The following is a 16,671-nucleotide window of genomic DNA, read 5'->3' as shown; positions in this document are numbered from 1 at the left end:
GGGTGTGACCGAGGCTCCTGCCGACGGCGAGCGCACGCTGCTCGTCGTCCACCACACCCCGTCCCCGTCGACCCGCGAGTTGCTCGAGGCGGTGCTCGCCGGGGCGCACGACCCCGACATCGCCGGGGTGCGGGTGCGGACGGTGCCCGCGCTCGGTGCGACGGTGCCGGATGTGCTCGCCGCCGACGGCTACGTGTTCGGCACCACCGCGAACTTCGGGTACATGTCGGGGGCCCTGAAGCACTTCTTCGACACCGTCTACTACCCGTGCCTCGACGCGGTCGCAGGGCGGCCGTACGGGCTGTGGGTGCACGGCAACAACGACACCGCGGGCGCCGTTGCCTCCGTGCGGAAACTCGTCACGGGCCTCGCCCTGGCGCAGGTCACGCAGGACCTCGAGATCACCGGTCCGATCGACGCGAAGGTCCGGGAGCGCTGCTACGAGCTCGGGGCGACCGTCGCGGTGTCCGTGTCACCGGAGGTCTGACCGCGCGGACACCGCGCGGCGCGTCAGAGCAGCTTCTCGACGAACTTCGTCAGACCCTTCTCGGCGGTCTCCATCGCCATCCTCTGCGCCTTCTTCACCATGAAGCCGGGCAGCGGGATCTTCGGGTCGATCGTGAGGGTGAAGTCCACCCGGGTGCCGCTCTCGGTGGCGGTGAGGGTGTAGGTGCCGTCCTGCTGATGCTGCTGGTGGCTCTCGATCAGGGTCCAGGACATCGACTCGTCGCCGTTCCAGAAGTAGTCCACCACCTGTTCGTCGTGAATTCCGATGATGGACACGGTCATCCGGACGCGGTGGGGGCGGCCGTCCGGGTGGGTGGTCTCGACGACGACGGTCTTGTGCGGACCGGACCACTCCGGCAGTCGATCGACCGCGGCGATGCCCGCCATCACGCGACTCGGGTCGGCCTTGATCTCGAAACTGCTGGAACTGCTGACGGCCATGCGCTCACTTCCTCGGCTTTCGGGTGACGTGCGTCGGCAATGTACCGCACCGCCTCCCGCTCAACCGTCCTCGCGCTCGGAGGTTTCGGACGGACCCGCTCCGGTTTCGTCGGCGGGGCGCCTCGTGGCGCGCTCGTCGGCGCGGCGCTGGTATCGCATCTGTTCGCGCAGCGCCCCCTGGACGGCCTGCGACACCCACGAGTTCAGCGACACGCCGTTCTGGGCCGCCGCCTCCTCGGCGCGGGCCTTGATCTGCTCGACCAGGCGCAGGGTCACCCGGCTGATGTCTCCGGTGACGTCCTCGAAAGTCTGGGCAGGGCTGGGGGTTTCGGCGGACATCTCCGACCGCACCTCGAGTACGGCGTCGTCGCCGTCCAGACGTACGGTGACCACCCGGTCGCCGAGTTCGCCCGAGATCTCCGCCGCCATGTCCGACAGTGCCTGCAGCACGGCCAGGCGGGCGGGCGCAGCGACCGCTGCGGCGAGGGCCGCCGCGGTCCGGCGGGTCTGTTCGTCGCCGAGTTCCGCGGCGGCGACGAGGGAATCGGTGATCGCATCCAGATACGGATCGAGGCGCATGACGCCATCATGACGTCATATGTGATGTCAGTCAAGGCGTCGGAATGCAGCCCGCGGTCGGGTGCCGCCCCGCGCGGCGCTACGGTCGACTGGATCGACAACCTGGAGGAGAACCGATGGCGCCCGAGCCAGTCACGCTCAAGGTCAGGCTGGTGGCCAAGACCGAGTTCGTCCCGCCCGCCGACGTGCCCTGGGAGACCGACGCCGACGGCGGAGAGGCACTCGCCGAGTTCGCAGGCCGGGCGTGCTACCAGAGCTGGTCCAAGCCGAACCCCCGCACGGCCACCAATGCCGGATACCTGCGCCACCTGCTCACGGTCGGGCACCTGTCCGTGCTCGAGCACGGTTCGGTGAGCTTCTACATCACCGGCATCTCCCGGTCCTGCACCCACGAACTCATCCGGCACCGCCACTTCTCCTACTCGCAGCTGTCCCAGCGGTTCGTCCGCGGCAGCGACGCTCCGGTCGTGGTCCCGCCGGCCGTGGCCGGGGACCCGCGACTCGAGGACCTGTTCCTCGCCGCCACCGAGTCCAGCCGGGCCGCGTACATCGAACTGCTCGACGCGCTCGACGAGAAGCTGTCCCATCTGCCCGAGGGGCCGATCCGTGCGAAGCAGGCCCGCGAGGCCGCGCGATCGGTACTGCCCAACGCCACCGAGACCCGCGTCGTCGTCACCGGCAACTATCGATCCTGGCGGCACTTCGTGGCGATGCGTGCGACCGAGCACGCCGACGTCGAGATCCGCCGCCTCGCCGTCGAGTGCCTGCGCCAGCTGCAGGACGCCGCGCCGAACATCTTCGGCGACTTCACTATCACCCGTCTGCCCGACGGTTCCGAGGTTGCCGCCGGTGCCTTCGCGACCGAGACCTGACCGGCAGGTGTGTGTGGAAGAGCCCGGGTCACGCGGTAGCCTTCTGACCATGACCAACGGTGATTCCGCTTCTGCTGTCGAGCTTCCGTTCGGCACCATCGCCACAGCGATGGTGACCCCGTTCACCGCCGACGGCAAGCTCGACGTGGACGCGGGTGTGCGTCTTGCCGCCTATCTGGTCGACGGCGGCTGCGATGCGCTGGTCCTCGCGGGTACCACCGGTGAATCGCCGACCACCACCGAGAACGAGAAGCTCGAGCTGATGCGCGCCGTGCTCGCCGCGGTGGGGGACCGCGCGAAGATCATCGCCGGCGCCGGCAGCAACGACACCGCCCACAGCGTCGAACTGGCCCGCGACGCCGCGCGAGCCGGCGCCCACGGACTGCTCGTCGTCACCCCCTACTATTCCCGGCCGCCGCAGGCCGGGCTCTACGCCCACTTCACGGCCGTCGCGAACGCCACCGACCTGCCCGTCATGCTCTACGACATACCGCCGCGCTCGGTCGTGCCGATCGAAACGGAGACGCTGCGCCGGCTCGCCGAGCACCCCCGCATCGTGGCGGTCAAGGACGCCAAGGGCGACCTCAACGCCGGCGCCGAGCTCATCGGCACCACCGACCTGAAGTTCTACTCCGGAGACGACCCGCTCAACCTCCCGTGGCTGTCGGTCGGTGCCGTCGGATTCGTCAGTGTCATCGGTCATCTCGTGCCCGGCCGCCTGCGGGAGCTGTACGACGCCTTCCAGGCCGGTGATCTCGTCCGCGCTCGCGCGATCAACCTGAGCCTCATGCCGATCCTGCGTGCCGTCTCCCGCCTCGGTGGGGTGAGCGCGTCGAAGGCGGGGCTGCGGTTGATGGGCCTCGACGTCGGCGAGCCCCGCCTGCCGCAGGTGGCGCCGACCTCCCTGCAGATCGACGCACTGGCCGCCGACCTGCACGCCGCAGGGGTGCTCGCATGAGCCGCCCGTCGCGCGGCCGGGGCCGCGCCACCCGCAACGCCGGACCGCCCAGCACCCGGCCCGTCCGCCGGACCGTGCAGAATTCGGCCGACACCCAGCGGCCCGACCCGCGCAAGGTCGCGGACATGTCGGTGCGTCTGGGCACCCCGCCGAAGGCACCGCGCAAGGGTCTGCGCGTCGTCGCGCTCGGCGGCATCGGCGAGATCGGCCGCAACATGACGGTCTTCGAGCACCAGGGCAAGCTCCTCGTCATCGACTGCGGCGTGCTCTTCCCCGAGGATCAGCAGCCCGGCGTCGACCTCATCCTGCCGGACTTCCGGCACATCGAGGACCGCATGGACGACGTCGAAGCCGTCGTCCTCACCCACGGGCACGAGGACCACATCGGGGCGGTGCCGTTCCTGCTGCGGCTGCGTCCCGACATCCCGGTCGTGGGTTCGAAGTTCACCCTCGCACTCGTCGCCGCGAAATGCCGCGAGCACCGGCTGCGTCCCAACCTCGTCGAGGTCGTCGAGGGGGACAGGACCACGCACGGGCCGTTCGAGTGCGAGTACTTCGCCGTCAACCACTCGATCCCGGACGCGCTCGCCGTCGCCGTCCGTACCGAGGCCGGCCTCGTGCTGCACACCGGCGACATCAAACTCGACCAGTTGCCGCTCGACGGCCGCCTCACCGACCTCGCCGGCTTCTCCCGGCTCGGTGACGAGGGCGTCGACCTGTTCCTCGTCGACTCCACCAATGCCGAGGTTCCCGGCTTCGTGATGCCGGAACGCGAAATCGGCGGCGTGCTGGACAATGTCATCGGCAAGGCCACCCAGCGCGTGATCGTCGCGTCCTTCGCCAGCCACGTGCATCGCATCCAGCAGGTCGTCGACGTCGCCGAGCGGTACAACCGCCGCATCGCCTTCGTCGGGCGGTCGATGGTGCGCAACATGCAGATCGCGCAGGACCTCGGTTACCTGCGGGTGCCGGACGGGCTCGTCGTCGATCTCGACACCGCGGCGACGTTGCCCGACAACCGGCTCGTGCTGATCTCCACCGGCTCCCAGGGGGAACCGCTGTCCGCGCTCTCCCGGATGGCGCGGGGCGAACACCGGCAGATCAACATCCGGGCCGACGACCTCGTCGTCCTGGCGTCCTCGCTGATCCCGGGCAACGAGAACTCGGTGTTCGCGGTCGTCAACGGCCTCGCCAAGCGTGGCGCCACCGTCGTCACCCAGCAGAACGCGAAGGTGCACGTCTCCGGCCACGCCTCCGCGGGCGAACTGCTGTACCTGTACAATGCGGTGCGCCCGACGAACGCGATGCCGGTGCACGGTGAATGGCGGCACCTGCGGGCCAACGCGGCGCTCGCCGAGGCGACCGGGGTTCCGCGGGAGCGGATCGTGCTGGCGGAGGACGGCGTGGTCGTCGACCTCGTCGACGGGCTCGCGGAGATCGTCGGGCAGGTACCCGTCGGCCACGTCTACGTCGACGGCCTGTCGGTCGGCGACGTCGGCGAATCCACCCTGTCGGACCGGCTGATCCTCGGCGAGGGCGGCTTCATCTCCATCTCCGTCGCCGTCGACGAGAACGGCCGCGCCGTGAGCACGCCGGGGGTGTCCGGCCGCGGGTTCTCCGACGACCCGGGGGCACTGTCCGAGGCCGCGCAGCTCGTGGACAAGGTCCTCAACGAACTCGCTGCCGAGGGCATCGACGACGCCCACCGCATCGCCCAGGCGATCCGCCGCGTCGTCGGGCGCTGGGTGTCCGACACCTACCGTCGCCGGCCGATGATCGTGCCGACGGTGATCACCGTTCCGGGTCCGGCGTAGCGGCACTCCACGGCGCGGACGGTCCGGCGGCAGCGGTGGTCCGACGCTACAGTGGGCCGTGTGAGCCTCGCCCGTGACGAACGACACGCACTCGTCCGCACCATGACGCAGACCGGTCCCGACGCCCCCACCCTGTGCGGGGACTGGACCACCCGGGACCTGGCCGCCCATCTCGTGGTCCGCGAACGCCGGATCGACACGATGCCGGGCATCGTCCTGCCTCCGCTGGCCGGGCACACCGAGCGGGTGCGCGCCGGGGCGGCGGACCGACCGTGGGAGCAGTTGCTCGCCGACATCGAGTCCGGCCCGCCGGTCTGGTCGCCGTTGTACCTCGTCGACGGGATCGCCAATGCCGCGGAGATGTTCGTCCACCACGAGGACGTGCGCCGCGCCGCGCCCGGGTGGCAGCCGCGACCGCTCGACGCACCGACCCAGGACCGCCTGTGGCAGATGGCCCGGCAGATCGGCCGGCGCGGTTACCGCGGCACCGACGTCACCGTGGTGTTCGAGCGCCCCGACGGCACCCGCGCGACGGTCCGTCGGCGCGGTCCGCGCACCGTGATCCTGCGCGGCGAACCGTCCGAGTTGTTGCTGCACGCCTTCGGCCGTGACGAGGTGCGCGTCGAGACCACCGGGCCGGCCGCCGACGTCGCGGAGGTTGCCGCGTCCGGTCGCGGCATCTGATCCGCCCGTGTGACCACCGCGCGCGGCTGATGCCGGTGTTGCGGATGGTTCGGTTGTGGACATTGCGACTAACCTGACGGGTATGGCAGGAAAGTCGGGTGCCCGCGGATCGTCGTCGACGACCTCACGGTCGAGGTCGGGGGCGCGCGGCTCGTCCGGGGCCTCGGGCGCGTCGCGGGCGAAGGGCAGCACCCGCAAGCCCGCCACGACGACCCGCCGGCAACCCGCCGCACGACGCCCGGCTCGCAGCACCGCCGGCCCCCGGCGCAAGGCGCCCTCTCGTTCATCACGGCCGGGCGTCCTGCAGACGCTCGGCCGCGGGATCGGCACCGGCTGGACGATGATCGCCCGCGGGGTGGGTGCCACCACCCGCACGGTGGGCAGGGTGACGGAGGTCGAGCACGGCCACCGCCGCGACGGCATCGCCCTCGGGCTCATCGCCGCGAGCGTCGTCGTCGCCGGCAGCGTCTGGTTCGCCGTCGGCGGCCCGCTCGGCGGCTGGATCGAGGCCGCGGTCCGCGCGCTCGTCGGCGGCGCCAGCGCCGTGCTGCCGCTGACCGGTCTCGTGATCGCGGTCGTCCTCATGCGCACCGAGCCGCGGCCGGAGATCCGGCCCCGGCTCGTCCTGGGGTCGATACTCGTCGCCCTCCCCGCGCTCGGCCTGTGGCACATCGCCTCGGGCATGCCCACCGACGGCGCGGGCCGGGCAGGGGGCGCCGGCTTCCTCGGATATCTGGTGGGCGGGCCCCTCACCGACGGTCTGACGGTGTGGTTGTCGGTGCCGTTGCTGCTGATGGCAGCCGGGTTCGGGATCCTGCTGCTCACCGGCACGACGATCCGGGAACTGCCCGGGATGTTCCGCGAGTACTTCGGCCTGCACTATCGGGCCGACGACGAGTACGGCGCGTACGACCCGGACCACGCCGACGACTACGACCCGGAGCACGACCCGACTCTGTTCGACGCCGACGGCTACCCGGTCGAGCGGCGTACCCGGGGCCGGCGGCGTACCCCCGTCGAGAACTACCCGACGGACGAATTCGACGGCGACGCCCGCACCGAGGTGCTGCCGGTGTGGGATCCGGAGCCGGCGCCCGCCGCGCCTCCGGCGCCGGAACCCGCACCGGATCCGGCACCCGAGCCGCCGCGCGCCCGCGCCCGGTCCAAGAAGGCTCCCGCGCCGGTCCCGCCGGTCGAGGAACCCTCCGACGACGGCAAGCTCGAGCCGCTCGTTCCCGACCGGGTGGTGGAGGGCGACTACGCTCTGCCGTCGCTCGGGCTGCTGCTCGAGGGCGATCCGCCCAAGAAGCACAGTTCGGCGAACGACCAGATGATCGAGGCCATCACCGAGGTGCTCGAACAGTTCAAGATCGACGCCGCGGTCACGGGCTTCACCCGCGGCCCGACGGTCACACGGTACGAGGTGGAACTCGGACCCGGCGTGAAGGTCGAGAAGATCACCGCGCTCGCCCGCAACATCGCCTACGCCGTGGCCACCGACAACGTGCGCCTGCTCGCGCCGATCCCCGGCAAGTCCGCGGTCGGCATCGAGGTCCCGAACTCGGACCGCGAACTGGTGCGTCTGGCCGACGTGCTCGCCGCTCCGTCGACACGCAAGGATCACCATCCGCTGGTGATCGGGCTCGGCAAGGACATCGAGGGCGACTTCGTCTGCGCGAACCTGGCCAAGATGCCGCATCTGCTCGTCGCCGGCTCCACCGGCTCCGGCAAGTCCAGTTTCGTCAACTCGATGCTCGTGTCGCTGCTCGTGCGGGCCACCCCGGACGAGGTCCGGATGATCCTCATCGACCCGAAAATGGTCGAGCTCACGCCGTACGAGGGCATCCCGCACCTGATCACGCCCATCATCACCCAGCCGAAGAAGGCAGCCGCCGCTCTCGCGTGGCTGGTGGAGGAGATGGAGCAGCGCTACCAGGACATGCAGGCCAACCGGGTCCGGCACATCGACGACTTCAATACCAAGGTCCGGTCCGGCGAGATCACCGCGCCGCTCGGCAGCGAGCGGGTCTACCGGCCGTACCCCTACATCCTCGCGATCGTCGACGAACTCGCCGACCTGATGATGACGGCCCCCCGTGACGTCGAGGACGCCATCGTGCGGATCACGCAGAAGGCCCGGGCCGCCGGCATCCATCTGGTGCTCGCCACCCAGCGGCCCTCCGTCGACGTGGTGACCGGTCTGATCAAGACGAACGTGCCGTCGCGACTCGCGTTCGCCACCTCGTCGCTGACGGACTCCCGAGTCATCCTCGACCAGCCCGGTGCCGAGAAGCTCATCGGCATGGGTGACGGCCTGTTCCTGCCGATGGGTGCCGGCAAGCCGATCCGAATGCAGGGCGCGTTCATCACCGACGAGGAGATCGCGGCCGTCGTCGACTTCGCCAAGAACCAGAAGGAACCGGAGTACACCGAGGGTGTCACCACCGCGAAGCCCGGCGAGAAGAAGGATGTCGACCCCGACATCGGTGACGATCTCGACGTGTTCCTGCAGGCGGTCGAGCTGGTGGTGTCGAGTCAGTTCGGGTCGACGTCGATGCTGCAGCGCAAGCTGCGGGTCGGGTTCGCGAAGGCGGGGCGCCTGATGGATCTGATGGAGACCCGCGGGGTCGTCGGTCCCAGCGAAGGCTCCAAGGCGCGGGAGGTCCTGGTCAAGCCGGACGAACTCGACGGCCTGCTGCTCTCCATCCGGGGCGGCGGGGACGCGGACGCGCCGGCACCGGCGGAGTAGGGGCGGCACGGATCGATGCCGCTTCCCGCATGTGGTTGAATGGACGAAGTGGAGGGGAGTATCCCCTAACTCGCGGCAGTTCCGTCAACACGTGCGACACCGATGTCGTCCCGGGGCTGTCGACCTCGAAGCCGCTCCTCGGAGCCGTGAGTCGAGGTGGGAGAGACCTCCGGTGGTTTGCTGTGCCTACCGGAGGAATGCCTGCAGATGCATGTCACCCCGCTCGTCTGGATCGTCACCATCCTGGTGATCCTGGGACTGTTCGTCTTCGACTTCTACGCGCACGTCCGCAAACCGCACGCGCCCACGTTGCGCGAGTCGGGCTTCTGGTCGGCGGTGTTCATCGGCCTCGCCGTGGTGTTCGGCGTCGTGGTGTTCGCCGTCTGGGGACCGACGTACGGCGGTGAGTACTTCGCCGGGTACGTCACCGAGAAGGCTCTCAGCGTCGACAACCTGTTCGTCTTCGTGATCATCATGTCGACCTTCGCGGTGCCGCGCGAGTACCAGCAGAAGGTACTCACCATCGGCATCGTCCTGGCACTCGTGATGCGCGGGGCGTTCATCGCCGTCGGTGCCGCGGCCATCAACACCTACAGCTGGGTGTTCTACCTCTTCGGCGCATTCCTCATCTACACCGCGATCAAGCTGATCCGCGAGCACGGTGAGGAGGTCGAGCACGAGAAGGAGCGGGAGAACCGGATCGTCTCCCTGGTCCGCAAGGTGTACCCGACCACCGACGAGTACCACGGCGACAAGCTGTTCACCCGGATCGACGGCAAGCGGTTCGCGACCCCGATGCTGCTCGCCCTGGCCGCCATCGGCTTCACCGACATCCTGTTCGCGCTCGACTCGATCCCCGCGATCTACGGCCTCACCAGCGAGCCCTACCTGGTGTTCACCGCCAACGCGTTCGCTCTGATGGGCCTGCGACAGCTGTTCTTCCTCATCGGCGGCCTGCTCGAACGGTTGGTCTACCTGTCCTACGGCCTGTCCGTGATCCTCGGGTTCATCGGGATCAAACTGGTGCTCCACGCGCTGCACGAGAACACGCTGTCGTTCGTCAACGGCGGGGAGCACGTCGCGGTGCCGGAGATCTCGACGTGGTTGTCGCTGGGCGTGATCGTCGGTGTGCTCGTGGTGACGACCGTGGCGAGTCTGCTCAAGACGCGCAGCGAGAAGGCCGACCTCACCTGACCTCGCGGCACCGGTGAGGGGCGTCAGTCGTTGAAGACGCCCATCACCGGGAGCCACTCCGTGATCCGGACGTCGTCGACCAGGCCGCGACGCGCGAAGGGATCCTGCGCCATGACCTCGCGCACGGCCGGCTCGTCCGCAGCCTCGACGACGATCAGCGCGCCCGACCCGTCGGCCCACGGGCCGGTCGCGCGTACCGTCCCGGCGTCGACGAGTTCTCCGAGCCAGCCCCGGTGGGCGGGCCGGTGCTCGTCGCGGCCGTCGGCGGTGGCCTCGGAGTAGGTGTACTCGACAGCGAACAGCGGCATGGATCCTCGCATTCGTGGTGGGGGAAGAGGCTCAGAGGGAGAGCAGCATCCGGGTGTTTCCGAGGGTGTTCGGCTTGACGTAGCTCAGGTCCAGGAACTCGGCCACACCGGTGTCGTAGGAACGGCACATCTCCGCGTACACCTCCGCGGTGACGGGAGTGCCGTCGATCTCGGTGAATCCGTGCCGGCCGAAGAACTCGACCTCGAAGGTGAGTACGAACAGCCGCTCCAGTTCGAGGTCGCGGGCGACGTCGATCAGGTGGGAGACGACCAGGTGGCCGACTCCGCGGCCCTTGACCCGCGGATCCACCGCGACGGTGCGGATCTCGCCCAGGTCGGACCACAGCACGTGCAGGGCCCCGCAGCCGACGACGGTGCCCGCCGTCTCGGCCACCCAGAACTCCTGCACGGACTCGTACAGCGTGACGAGATTCTTCTCGAGGAGGATCTTGCCCGCATAGATGTCGACCAGTCGCTTGATCTCCGGAATGTCGCCGGTTCGCGCCCGTCGCACGACTATGCGGTCGTGGGGTTCCGGGTCCGTCGTCCGCGAATTCATAGTGGTGAACAGTAGCCGGTCGCTCTACCGATATTGTGTCCGTGTGCCGGTCGGATCTCCATGCTCACGTGTCGCCCCGGCGGACCCGGGTCCGCGTCGTCCCCCGGCGCCGTCCGCGGCAGGGAGGCCGGTGTGAGCGCGCCGCATCCCGAGGTGGCCGGGACCGGTGGGGCCGCGGCGGCCCCCGGGCCGCACGCGCCCGCGGCCGCGGAGCCGGTGCCGCTGTGGAACATCGCCAACATCCTCACCATGGTGCGGATCGCTCTGGTGCCGGTGTTCCTGCTGGTGTTGTTCGCCGGCGACGGCCACGATGCCGCGTGGCGCCTCGCCGCCACGGCCGTGTTCGCCGTCGCGGCGATCACGGACCGGATCGACGGCCAGCTCGCGCGCAAGCACGGACTCGTGACGGATTTCGGCAAGCTCGCCGATCCGATCGCCGACAAGGCCCTCATCGGCGCCGCCCTCGTGGGCCTGTCGCTGCTCGGTGACCTGTCGTGGTGGGTGACCGGCATCATCGCGGCGCGCGAACTCGGCGTCACCGCACTGCGCTTCTTCGTGTTGCGGCACGCGGTGATCCCCGCGAGCCGCGGCGGCAAGGCCAAGACCCTGTTCCAGTCCCTCGCGATCGTGCTGTACCTGCTGCCGTTGCCGGCGGCGGCGACGCCGTTCGCGGTCGCGCTGATGGCGCTGGCAGTGATCCTGACGGTCGGCACCGGCATCGACTACGTCGTCCAGGCGGTGCGGCTACGCGCCGGCGTGCACCGCGTCGAGCAACAGCACGGGCAGTGAGTGGGATGGTGCCCGACCCCCTCGTTGCCGGTACCGCGGCCGCGGAGCTGGTCGCGGCCCTGGCCGCGCAGCGGCAGACGGTGGCGACGGCCGAATCTCTCACGGCCGGGCTGATTGCGGCGACGATCGCCGGGGTACCCGGTGCAAGCGTGGTGCTGCGCGGCGGGCTGATCGTCTACGCCACCGACCTCAAGTCCACCCTGGCGGGGGTGGATGCGGGGCGCCTCGCGGCGGACGGGCCGGTCTCCGAGTCGACCGCCGCGGCCCTGGCCGAGGGCGCCGCGGCGCGCTGCGCCGCGACGTGGGGCGTGGGCGTCACCGGCGTGGCCGGGCCGGATCCGCAGGACGGGCATCCGCCGGGCACGCTGTACCTCGGGATCGCCGGACCGGGAGGCACGGTGGTCACTTGTCCGTCGGTGTCCGGAGACCGGTGGGACATCCGGTCCGGTGCCACCCACGCCGCCGTGTCGGGCCTACTCACCCGCGTGCACGCCGCCGCGGGGATGTAGTGTCTTGACACCGCGGTACCGGTGGCAACCGGACCCGTGCGGAGCCGCGCCCGGCAGGGGTTTTCGTGCCCGGGCGGGGAGCCGGGAACCCGGCGACGTGCGTCGTGCGTTGACGGGTTGAGCGACGACGGACGAAGGAGGATGGGATGGCGCTGTTGTTGCGTGAGGCAATCGGTGACAGCCTTCGGCGCACCCGCGTTTCGCAGAGCCGCACCCTGCGTGAGGTCTCCAGCAGCGCCCGGGTCAGCCTCGGTTACCTCTCCGAGATCGAACGCGGACGCAAGGAGGCGTCGAGCGAACTGCTCGCCGCGATCTGCGACGCCCTCGACGTGCCCTTGTCCGACGTGCTCTTCGACGTCAGCGAGTCGCTCGCCGATGCGGTTCCCGCCCGCGGCCGGACCCCGGTGGGAGCGGCGGTCGTCGGAGCCGAGCCGGCTCCCCGCGACTCGGAGGCCCTCGCCGCCGAGCACGCGGCACTCGTGGCGCAGGACACGCGGGTGGTGATCCCGCCGCCGGCGGCACGCGCGCTGGCTGCCGCATAACATGGAGGTCGGACCGCGACGGCCTGGCCGGACGCGGACGAAAGCGACACACTCCGGGTCACCACCGGGGGGTGGCTCGGGACACACGACGGCCGGGTATGCGGGGCTCCCGGGACCGTCCGGAAACGGTGCGCGAGGGCCGTGCATCGGGTCGCGTTCGCCGCGGCGTACCAGATGGAGGCAGGATCACACCCATGGCTAATCCGTTCGTCAAGGGTTGGAAGTACCTGATGGCACTGTTCAACTCCAAGATCGATGAGAAGGCCGATCCGAAGGTCCAGATTCAGCAGGCGATCGAGGATGCGCAGCGTCAGCACCAGGCGCTGTCCCAGCAGGCCGCGTCCGTCATCGGCAACCAGCGTCAGCTGGAGATGAAGCTCAACCGGCAGCTGGACGAGGTCGAGAAGCTGAACGCGAGCGCGCGGCAGGCCGTGCTCATGGCCGACCAGGCCAACGCGGCCGGCGACACCGAGAAGGCCATCCAGTACACGAACGCCGCAGAGGCCTTCGCTGCCCAGCTGGTCACCGCCGAGCAGTCCGTCGAGGATCTGAAGGTCCTGCACGACCAGTCGCTGCAGGCTGCGGCACAGGCGAAGAAGGCCGTCGAGCAGAACGCGATGGCGCTGCAGCAGAAGGTGGCCGAGCGCACCAAGCTGCTCAGCCAGCTCGAGCAGGCCAAGATGCAGGAGCGCGTGAGCGAGTCCCTGCGCTCGATGGACTCGACGCTCGCCGCGCCGGGCACCACGCCGAGCCTGGACGCGGTCCGCGAGAAGATCGAGCGTCGCTACGCCACCGCGCTCGGGTCGGCCGAGCTCGCCCAGAACTCGGTGCACGGCCGGATGCTCGAGGTCCAGCAGGCCACCGTCCAGATGGCCGGCCACAGCCGTCTCGAGCAGATCCGCGCCTCCATGAAGGGCGAGGCGCTGCCCGGCGCCGCGGCGCCCGCGACCCCCGCGGTCAACCCGACCAAGGAACCGCCCTCGGCGGCGGGTAGCGCCGGCTCTCAGTAGCGCCGGCGTCGATCACCGACTGCAGAAACGCGACATCGTCATGAACATTCCCGCACGCGGCCGGACCGGACAGTTTCCCGGTCCGGCCGCGGCCGCGCTCCGGGACATGACCGGCAACGTGGTCGAGGCGGCGCGCCGCTGGAACGACCCCGCGGCCCGGCTGCGGCGCAAGAAGCGTCGCGCGCGTCGCCGTGCCCGCATCTTCGGCACTGCCTCCGGAATGGGTGGGGTCGGCACCGCGACCCTGGTGGCAGCGTCGGCTCCCGACTGGACCGTCGTCGCCACCGGCGGCACGACGGCCGCGCTCGTCGTGCCCGCCGCACTCGCGTTCCGTACCTTCCGGCGTCTCGACGCCGTGGCGCTGCCGCCGCCGGCGCCCGCCCGCCGGGCCCTGCCGCCGTCGGGTTCCGTCGCGCGGTCCCCGATGGCCCGGCTCGCCAGCGACGAACAGAGTCTCGCCCAGCTGCTGACGGTGCTGGCCCGGTCCCGCACCGTCGCCGCCGACGATCTGGAGGAGATCGCGTCGGCCGCCCGAGACGCCGCCGGCGCCCTCGAAGCAGTCGCGGTCGACGTGGTCGCACTCGAAGCCGCGGCCCGCGACAGCGCCGCCGCCCAAGCCCACCTCGGTCCGGCCGTCGCGGCCGCCGGGAAGCGGCTCGACACGGGCGTCGACCAGTTCGAGGAACTCGTCGCCGCCGCGGCCCGGCTCGCGGCGGCCCCGGACGGGACCCGTTCGATGGATCTGCTCGACCGTCAGCGCGCCGAGCTGATCTCGGCGTCGGATCGACTCGAGGGCTGGGCCCAGTCGTGGCGGGAGATCCAGCAGATCGAGAGCCGCTACCGGAACTGACGGCGCGCCGGCGACTAGTCGTCCAGGCCGCGGGCCACGAGGGCCTCACCCATCGCCTCGGCGGTCAGCAGCGCCCCCACCACGACGGGCACCGCCAGGGCCCGCAGCGAGAAGCCGAGGCCGCGGGCTTTCCGCGCCTCGGTGACCTGCGCGACGATCGCTCCGAGCATCGGGACCGCCCGGACGGTCATCACCAGGACGAGACCCACCCGCTCCGGGTCGACGCCGACCCGGCGGAGCGGACGAAGTCCCGTCACGATCGCGTCGAGCATGTCGCTCACCCGGGTCGTCAGCGTGACCAGCGCGGCCAGGGCCACCGCGACCAGCAGCTGGCCGCACACCACCACCGCCCGTTCCCAGCCGGCGAGCAGCACCTGGAACGCCGCGATCACCACGAGCATCCACAGCAGCGGCCGAAGCTGTCGCAGCGCGGGACGGGGCGGGATCCGGGCCAGCAGGTAGAGCCCGAGCACGAGTGCCGAGGCGGCCGGCACCTGCCACGGTTGCCGCATCCACACCGTGAGCGCCACGATGAGCGCGGCCGTGACGAGCAGCTTCGGTCCCGCCGGTGCCCGGTGCACCGGCGACGACGCGCGGTGGTACAGCCCCAGGGTGCTCACGAGACCAGCTTGCGGTAGAAGTCGATCGCCGGGCCCGGCGCATCGTCGGCGACGACGCGGCCGCCGTCGACGACGAGCACCCGATCGAAGCCCGCCAGTAGATCCAGATGGTGGGTGACCACGACCAGTTGCTGCTCGAGGGCGGCGAAGGTCCGGGCGATCAGCCGGGCGTTGCGCAGGTCCAGCAGCGTCGTCGGCTCGTCCGCCACCAGTACGTGCGGCTCGGTGACCATGATCGCCGCGAGGGCGAGGAGTTGCTTCTGCCCACCGGAGAGCAGGTGACTCGGGTGGTCGTGGTGCCCGGCCAGCCCGAAGTCGGCGAGCACCCGCCGTACCCGTTCCGCGCGCTCGTCCTTGCCGAGTCCGCTGCGGCGCAGGGAGAAGGCGACGTCCTCCGCGACAGTGGGCATCACGATCTGATGATCGGGATCGGTGAACACGAATCCCACGCGCCGGCGCACCTCGCGGGCCTTGCGGGCGGTGTCGAGGCCGTCCACCGTGACGGTGCCGGAGGTCGGGACCACCAGTCCGTTGATCATCCGCGCCAGGGTGGACTTGCCGCTGCCGTTGGCACCGACGATCCCGACGCGGCGTTCGGTGAGGGTCACGTCGATGCCGTCGAGGACGGTGCGCTCCCCGTAGGCGTGCCCCACCTGCCGGAAGCGGATCTCGCTCATGCGGTCGTGTCCGGCGCGACGTTCAGTGCGCGGGATCGGCGGCCGGGCGCGCCGGTGCGCTCGGACTCGACAGGGCGGGGTAGGCGCGGTGCACCTGCGCGGCGACGACCGCCGCCACGACGGCCTTGAGCAGGTCACCGGGCAGGAAGGTGGCGTTCGCGCTCAGGGCCGCCCACAGCGTGAGATCGGTGCGCGCGAGCATGCCGGCGATCCCGAACGCGTAGAGCACGACGATGCCGCCGAGCACGTTGACGGCGATGCCCGGCAGCACCCGGTAGCGGGGCAGCATGCGCGCCGAGAGCCAGCCGATCACCGCCACGGCGGGCAGCCAGCCGAGCAGGAAGCCGACCGTGGGCCCGGCCAGCGCCGTGAGCGTGGTGCGTCCCCCCGCGAGCACCGGCAGCGCCAGGCCCAGCACGATCACCGTCGCCACCGACAGCACGCCCCTGCGGACGCCGAGCAGGGCGCCGGCAAGCATGACGCCCAGCGTCTGCAGCGTGATCGGCACGCCCGACGAGCCCATGGTGATCTGTCCGGGCAGGCCCAGGGCGATGATCAGGGCGGCGAACACGGCGATCTGTGCCAGGTCGCGGGCGGGCGTGCTGCGGGTCGAGGACACGATTCTCAGCCTTCTGACGAGGGGACCGAACCTGTCGAGGGTATGTCGCCGCGGCGTGCTCCCTGTCACCACCCCGCTCCGGGCCGGGCCCCCAGCAGTGCGGCTCCGGTCTCCGGGTAACCACCCATCTTTCCCTGATCTCTGCGTTGACCTGGTGTTTTTCGGTGCGGGGAGTGTCAGGATCGACCTCGACGGCAACGAGGCAAGGAGTGGACGATGTTCTGGAAGATCGTGGGTGTGGTGGCGCTGGTGTGGATCGCTCTCGTGGTGATCGGGGCGCTCGCGGAGCACCTGTTCGGAATTCTCGTGGTGAGTGCGCTGATCTTCGGCGGCTACATGGTGTACAAGGCCGTGAGCGGCAGCAAGGACGATCACATCACCCGGGTGTGA

At 70.5% G+C, this 16,671-nt stretch carries 20 protein-coding genes; 13 read left to right on the top strand and 7 right to left on the bottom strand.

Annotation, left to right across the window (positions count from 1 at the left end; translation table 11 throughout):
- Positions 1 to 4 precede the first annotated feature (4 nt).
- The gene (locus tag RR3_RS13705; RefSeq protein WP_010592680.1) at positions 5 to 487 is read left to right on the top strand and encodes a flavodoxin family protein; all 483 of its coding nucleotides are present in this window, start codon (positions 5 to 7) and stop codon (positions 485 to 487) included.
- A 23-nt stretch (positions 488 to 510) separates the two neighbouring features.
- On the opposite strand, the gene RR3_RS13700 is transcribed toward RR3_RS13705, so the two are convergent.
- Both RR3_RS13700 and RR3_RS13695 read right to left on the bottom strand, forming a co-directional pair.
- Complete coding sequence (locus RR3_RS13700; RefSeq protein WP_010592679.1) at positions 511 to 948, bottom strand: SRPBCC family protein; 438 nt, start codon at positions 946 to 948, stop codon at positions 511 to 513.
- A 60-nt stretch (positions 949 to 1,008) separates the two neighbouring features.
- Positions 1,009 to 1,527 (bottom strand): toxin-antitoxin system HicB family antitoxin, encoded by a 519-nt coding sequence (locus RR3_RS13695; protein WP_010592678.1) that lies wholly within the window; start codon positions 1,525 to 1,527, stop codon positions 1,009 to 1,011.
- Between the two features lie 116 nt (positions 1,528 to 1,643).
- Between RR3_RS13695 and thyX the strand changes: the two genes are divergently transcribed.
- The 6 genes from thyX to RR3_RS13665 all read left to right on the top strand — a co-directional run bounded on the left by thyX (position 1,644) and on the right by RR3_RS13665 (position 9,798).
- The gene (thyX, locus tag RR3_RS13690; RefSeq protein ID WP_010592677.1) at positions 1,644 to 2,399 is read left to right on the top strand and encodes an FAD-dependent thymidylate synthase; all 756 of its coding nucleotides are present in this window, start codon (positions 1,644 to 1,646) and stop codon (positions 2,397 to 2,399) included.
- 49 nt (positions 2,400 to 2,448) lie between these two features.
- Positions 2,449 to 3,357, top strand: a complete 909-nt coding sequence (gene dapA, locus RR3_RS13685; RefSeq protein WP_010592676.1) for a 4-hydroxy-tetrahydrodipicolinate synthase — start codon at positions 2,449 to 2,451, stop codon at positions 3,355 to 3,357.
- Complete coding sequence (locus RR3_RS13680; protein WP_017680686.1) at positions 3,354 to 5,171, top strand: ribonuclease J; 1,818 nt, start codon at positions 3,354 to 3,356, stop codon at positions 5,169 to 5,171. Before dapA ends, RR3_RS13680 begins: the two co-directional genes overlap by 4 nt.
- A gap of 60 nt (positions 5,172 to 5,231) precedes the next feature.
- A complete protein-coding gene (locus RR3_RS13675) occupies positions 5,232 to 5,855 on the top strand; it encodes a TIGR03085 family metal-binding protein (RefSeq protein WP_026137743.1) in 624 nt (207 codons plus the stop codon).
- Between the two features lie 82 nt (positions 5,856 to 5,937).
- Positions 5,938 to 8,604: an FtsK/SpoIIIE family DNA translocase gene (locus tag RR3_RS13670; RefSeq protein WP_172603552.1), complete on the top strand. Its 2,667-nt coding sequence runs from the start codon at positions 5,938 to 5,940 to the stop codon at positions 8,602 to 8,604.
- Positions 8,605 to 8,811: 207 nt separating this feature from the next.
- A complete protein-coding gene (locus RR3_RS13665; protein ID WP_010592671.1) occupies positions 8,812 to 9,798 on the top strand; it encodes a TerC family protein in 987 nt (328 codons plus the stop codon).
- 23 nt (positions 9,799 to 9,821) lie between these two features.
- Here the strand turns inward: RR3_RS13665 and RR3_RS13660 are convergent, their stop codons facing one another.
- The gene (locus RR3_RS13660; protein ID WP_017680684.1) at positions 9,822 to 10,106 is read right to left on the bottom strand and encodes a YciI family protein; all 285 of its coding nucleotides are present in this window, start codon (positions 10,104 to 10,106) and stop codon (positions 9,822 to 9,824) included.
- A 31-nt stretch (positions 10,107 to 10,137) separates the two neighbouring features.
- The gene (locus RR3_RS13655; RefSeq protein WP_082061259.1) at positions 10,138 to 10,665 is read right to left on the bottom strand and encodes an amino-acid N-acetyltransferase; all 528 of its coding nucleotides are present in this window, start codon (positions 10,663 to 10,665) and stop codon (positions 10,138 to 10,140) included.
- 132 nt (positions 10,666 to 10,797) lie between these two features.
- On the opposite strand from RR3_RS13655, the gene pgsA reads away from it, so the two are divergent.
- From pgsA to pspM, 5 genes are all read left to right on the top strand, one after another.
- On the top strand, positions 10,798 to 11,454 hold the full coding sequence (gene pgsA, locus RR3_RS13650; RefSeq protein WP_010592668.1) for a CDP-diacylglycerol--glycerol-3-phosphate 3-phosphatidyltransferase: 657 nt from the start codon (positions 10,798 to 10,800) through the stop codon (positions 11,452 to 11,454).
- Between the two features lie 8 nt (positions 11,455 to 11,462).
- A complete protein-coding gene (locus RR3_RS13645; protein WP_026137742.1) occupies positions 11,463 to 11,963 on the top strand; it encodes a CinA family protein in 501 nt (166 codons plus the stop codon).
- A 146-nt stretch (positions 11,964 to 12,109) separates the two neighbouring features.
- Entirely contained in the window at positions 12,110 to 12,505 is a 396-nt protein-coding gene (locus RR3_RS13640; RefSeq protein ID WP_010592666.1) for a helix-turn-helix domain-containing protein, read from the top strand.
- Positions 12,506 to 12,699: 194 nt separating this feature from the next.
- Positions 12,700 to 13,515, top strand: a complete 816-nt coding sequence (locus RR3_RS13635) for a PspA/IM30 family protein (protein WP_003935651.1) — start codon at positions 12,700 to 12,702, stop codon at positions 13,513 to 13,515.
- Positions 13,516 to 13,555: 40 nt separating this feature from the next.
- On the top strand, positions 13,556 to 14,365 hold the full coding sequence (pspM, locus tag RR3_RS13630; protein WP_010592665.1) for a phage shock envelope stress response protein PspM: 810 nt from the start codon (positions 13,556 to 13,558) through the stop codon (positions 14,363 to 14,365).
- 14 nt (positions 14,366 to 14,379) lie between these two features.
- Here the strand turns inward: pspM and RR3_RS13625 are convergent, their stop codons facing one another.
- Genes RR3_RS13625 through RR3_RS13615 form a run of 3 tightly spaced genes read right to left on the bottom strand, consistent with a single transcriptional unit; the run spans position 14,380 to position 16,281 of the window.
- Positions 14,380 to 14,985: an energy-coupling factor transporter transmembrane component T family protein gene (locus tag RR3_RS13625; protein WP_010592664.1), complete on the bottom strand. Its 606-nt coding sequence runs from the start codon at positions 14,983 to 14,985 to the stop codon at positions 14,380 to 14,382.
- A complete protein-coding gene (locus RR3_RS13620; protein ID WP_010592663.1) occupies positions 14,982 to 15,662 on the bottom strand; it encodes an energy-coupling factor ABC transporter ATP-binding protein in 681 nt (226 codons plus the stop codon). The genes RR3_RS13625 and RR3_RS13620 overlap by 4 nt, the downstream gene beginning before the upstream one ends.
- 22 nt (positions 15,663 to 15,684) lie before the next feature.
- Positions 15,685 to 16,281, bottom strand: coding sequence for a biotin transporter BioY (locus RR3_RS13615; RefSeq protein ID WP_017680682.1), 597 nt, complete (start codon positions 16,279 to 16,281; stop codon positions 15,685 to 15,687).
- 216 nt (positions 16,282 to 16,497) lie between these two features.
- On the opposite strand from RR3_RS13615, the gene RR3_RS24915 reads away from it, so the two are divergent.
- Positions 16,498 to 16,671, top strand: a complete 174-nt coding sequence (locus tag RR3_RS24915) for a hypothetical protein (protein WP_003935645.1) — start codon at positions 16,498 to 16,500, stop codon at positions 16,669 to 16,671.

Source organism: Rhodococcus ruber NBRC 15591 (assembly GCF_001894945.1).
Classification (GTDB): domain Bacteria; phylum Actinomycetota; class Actinomycetes; order Mycobacteriales; family Mycobacteriaceae; genus Rhodococcus; species Rhodococcus ruber.
Note: the sequence above shows the minus strand (reverse complement) of the source record. Positions and strands in the feature narration are given on the sequence as shown.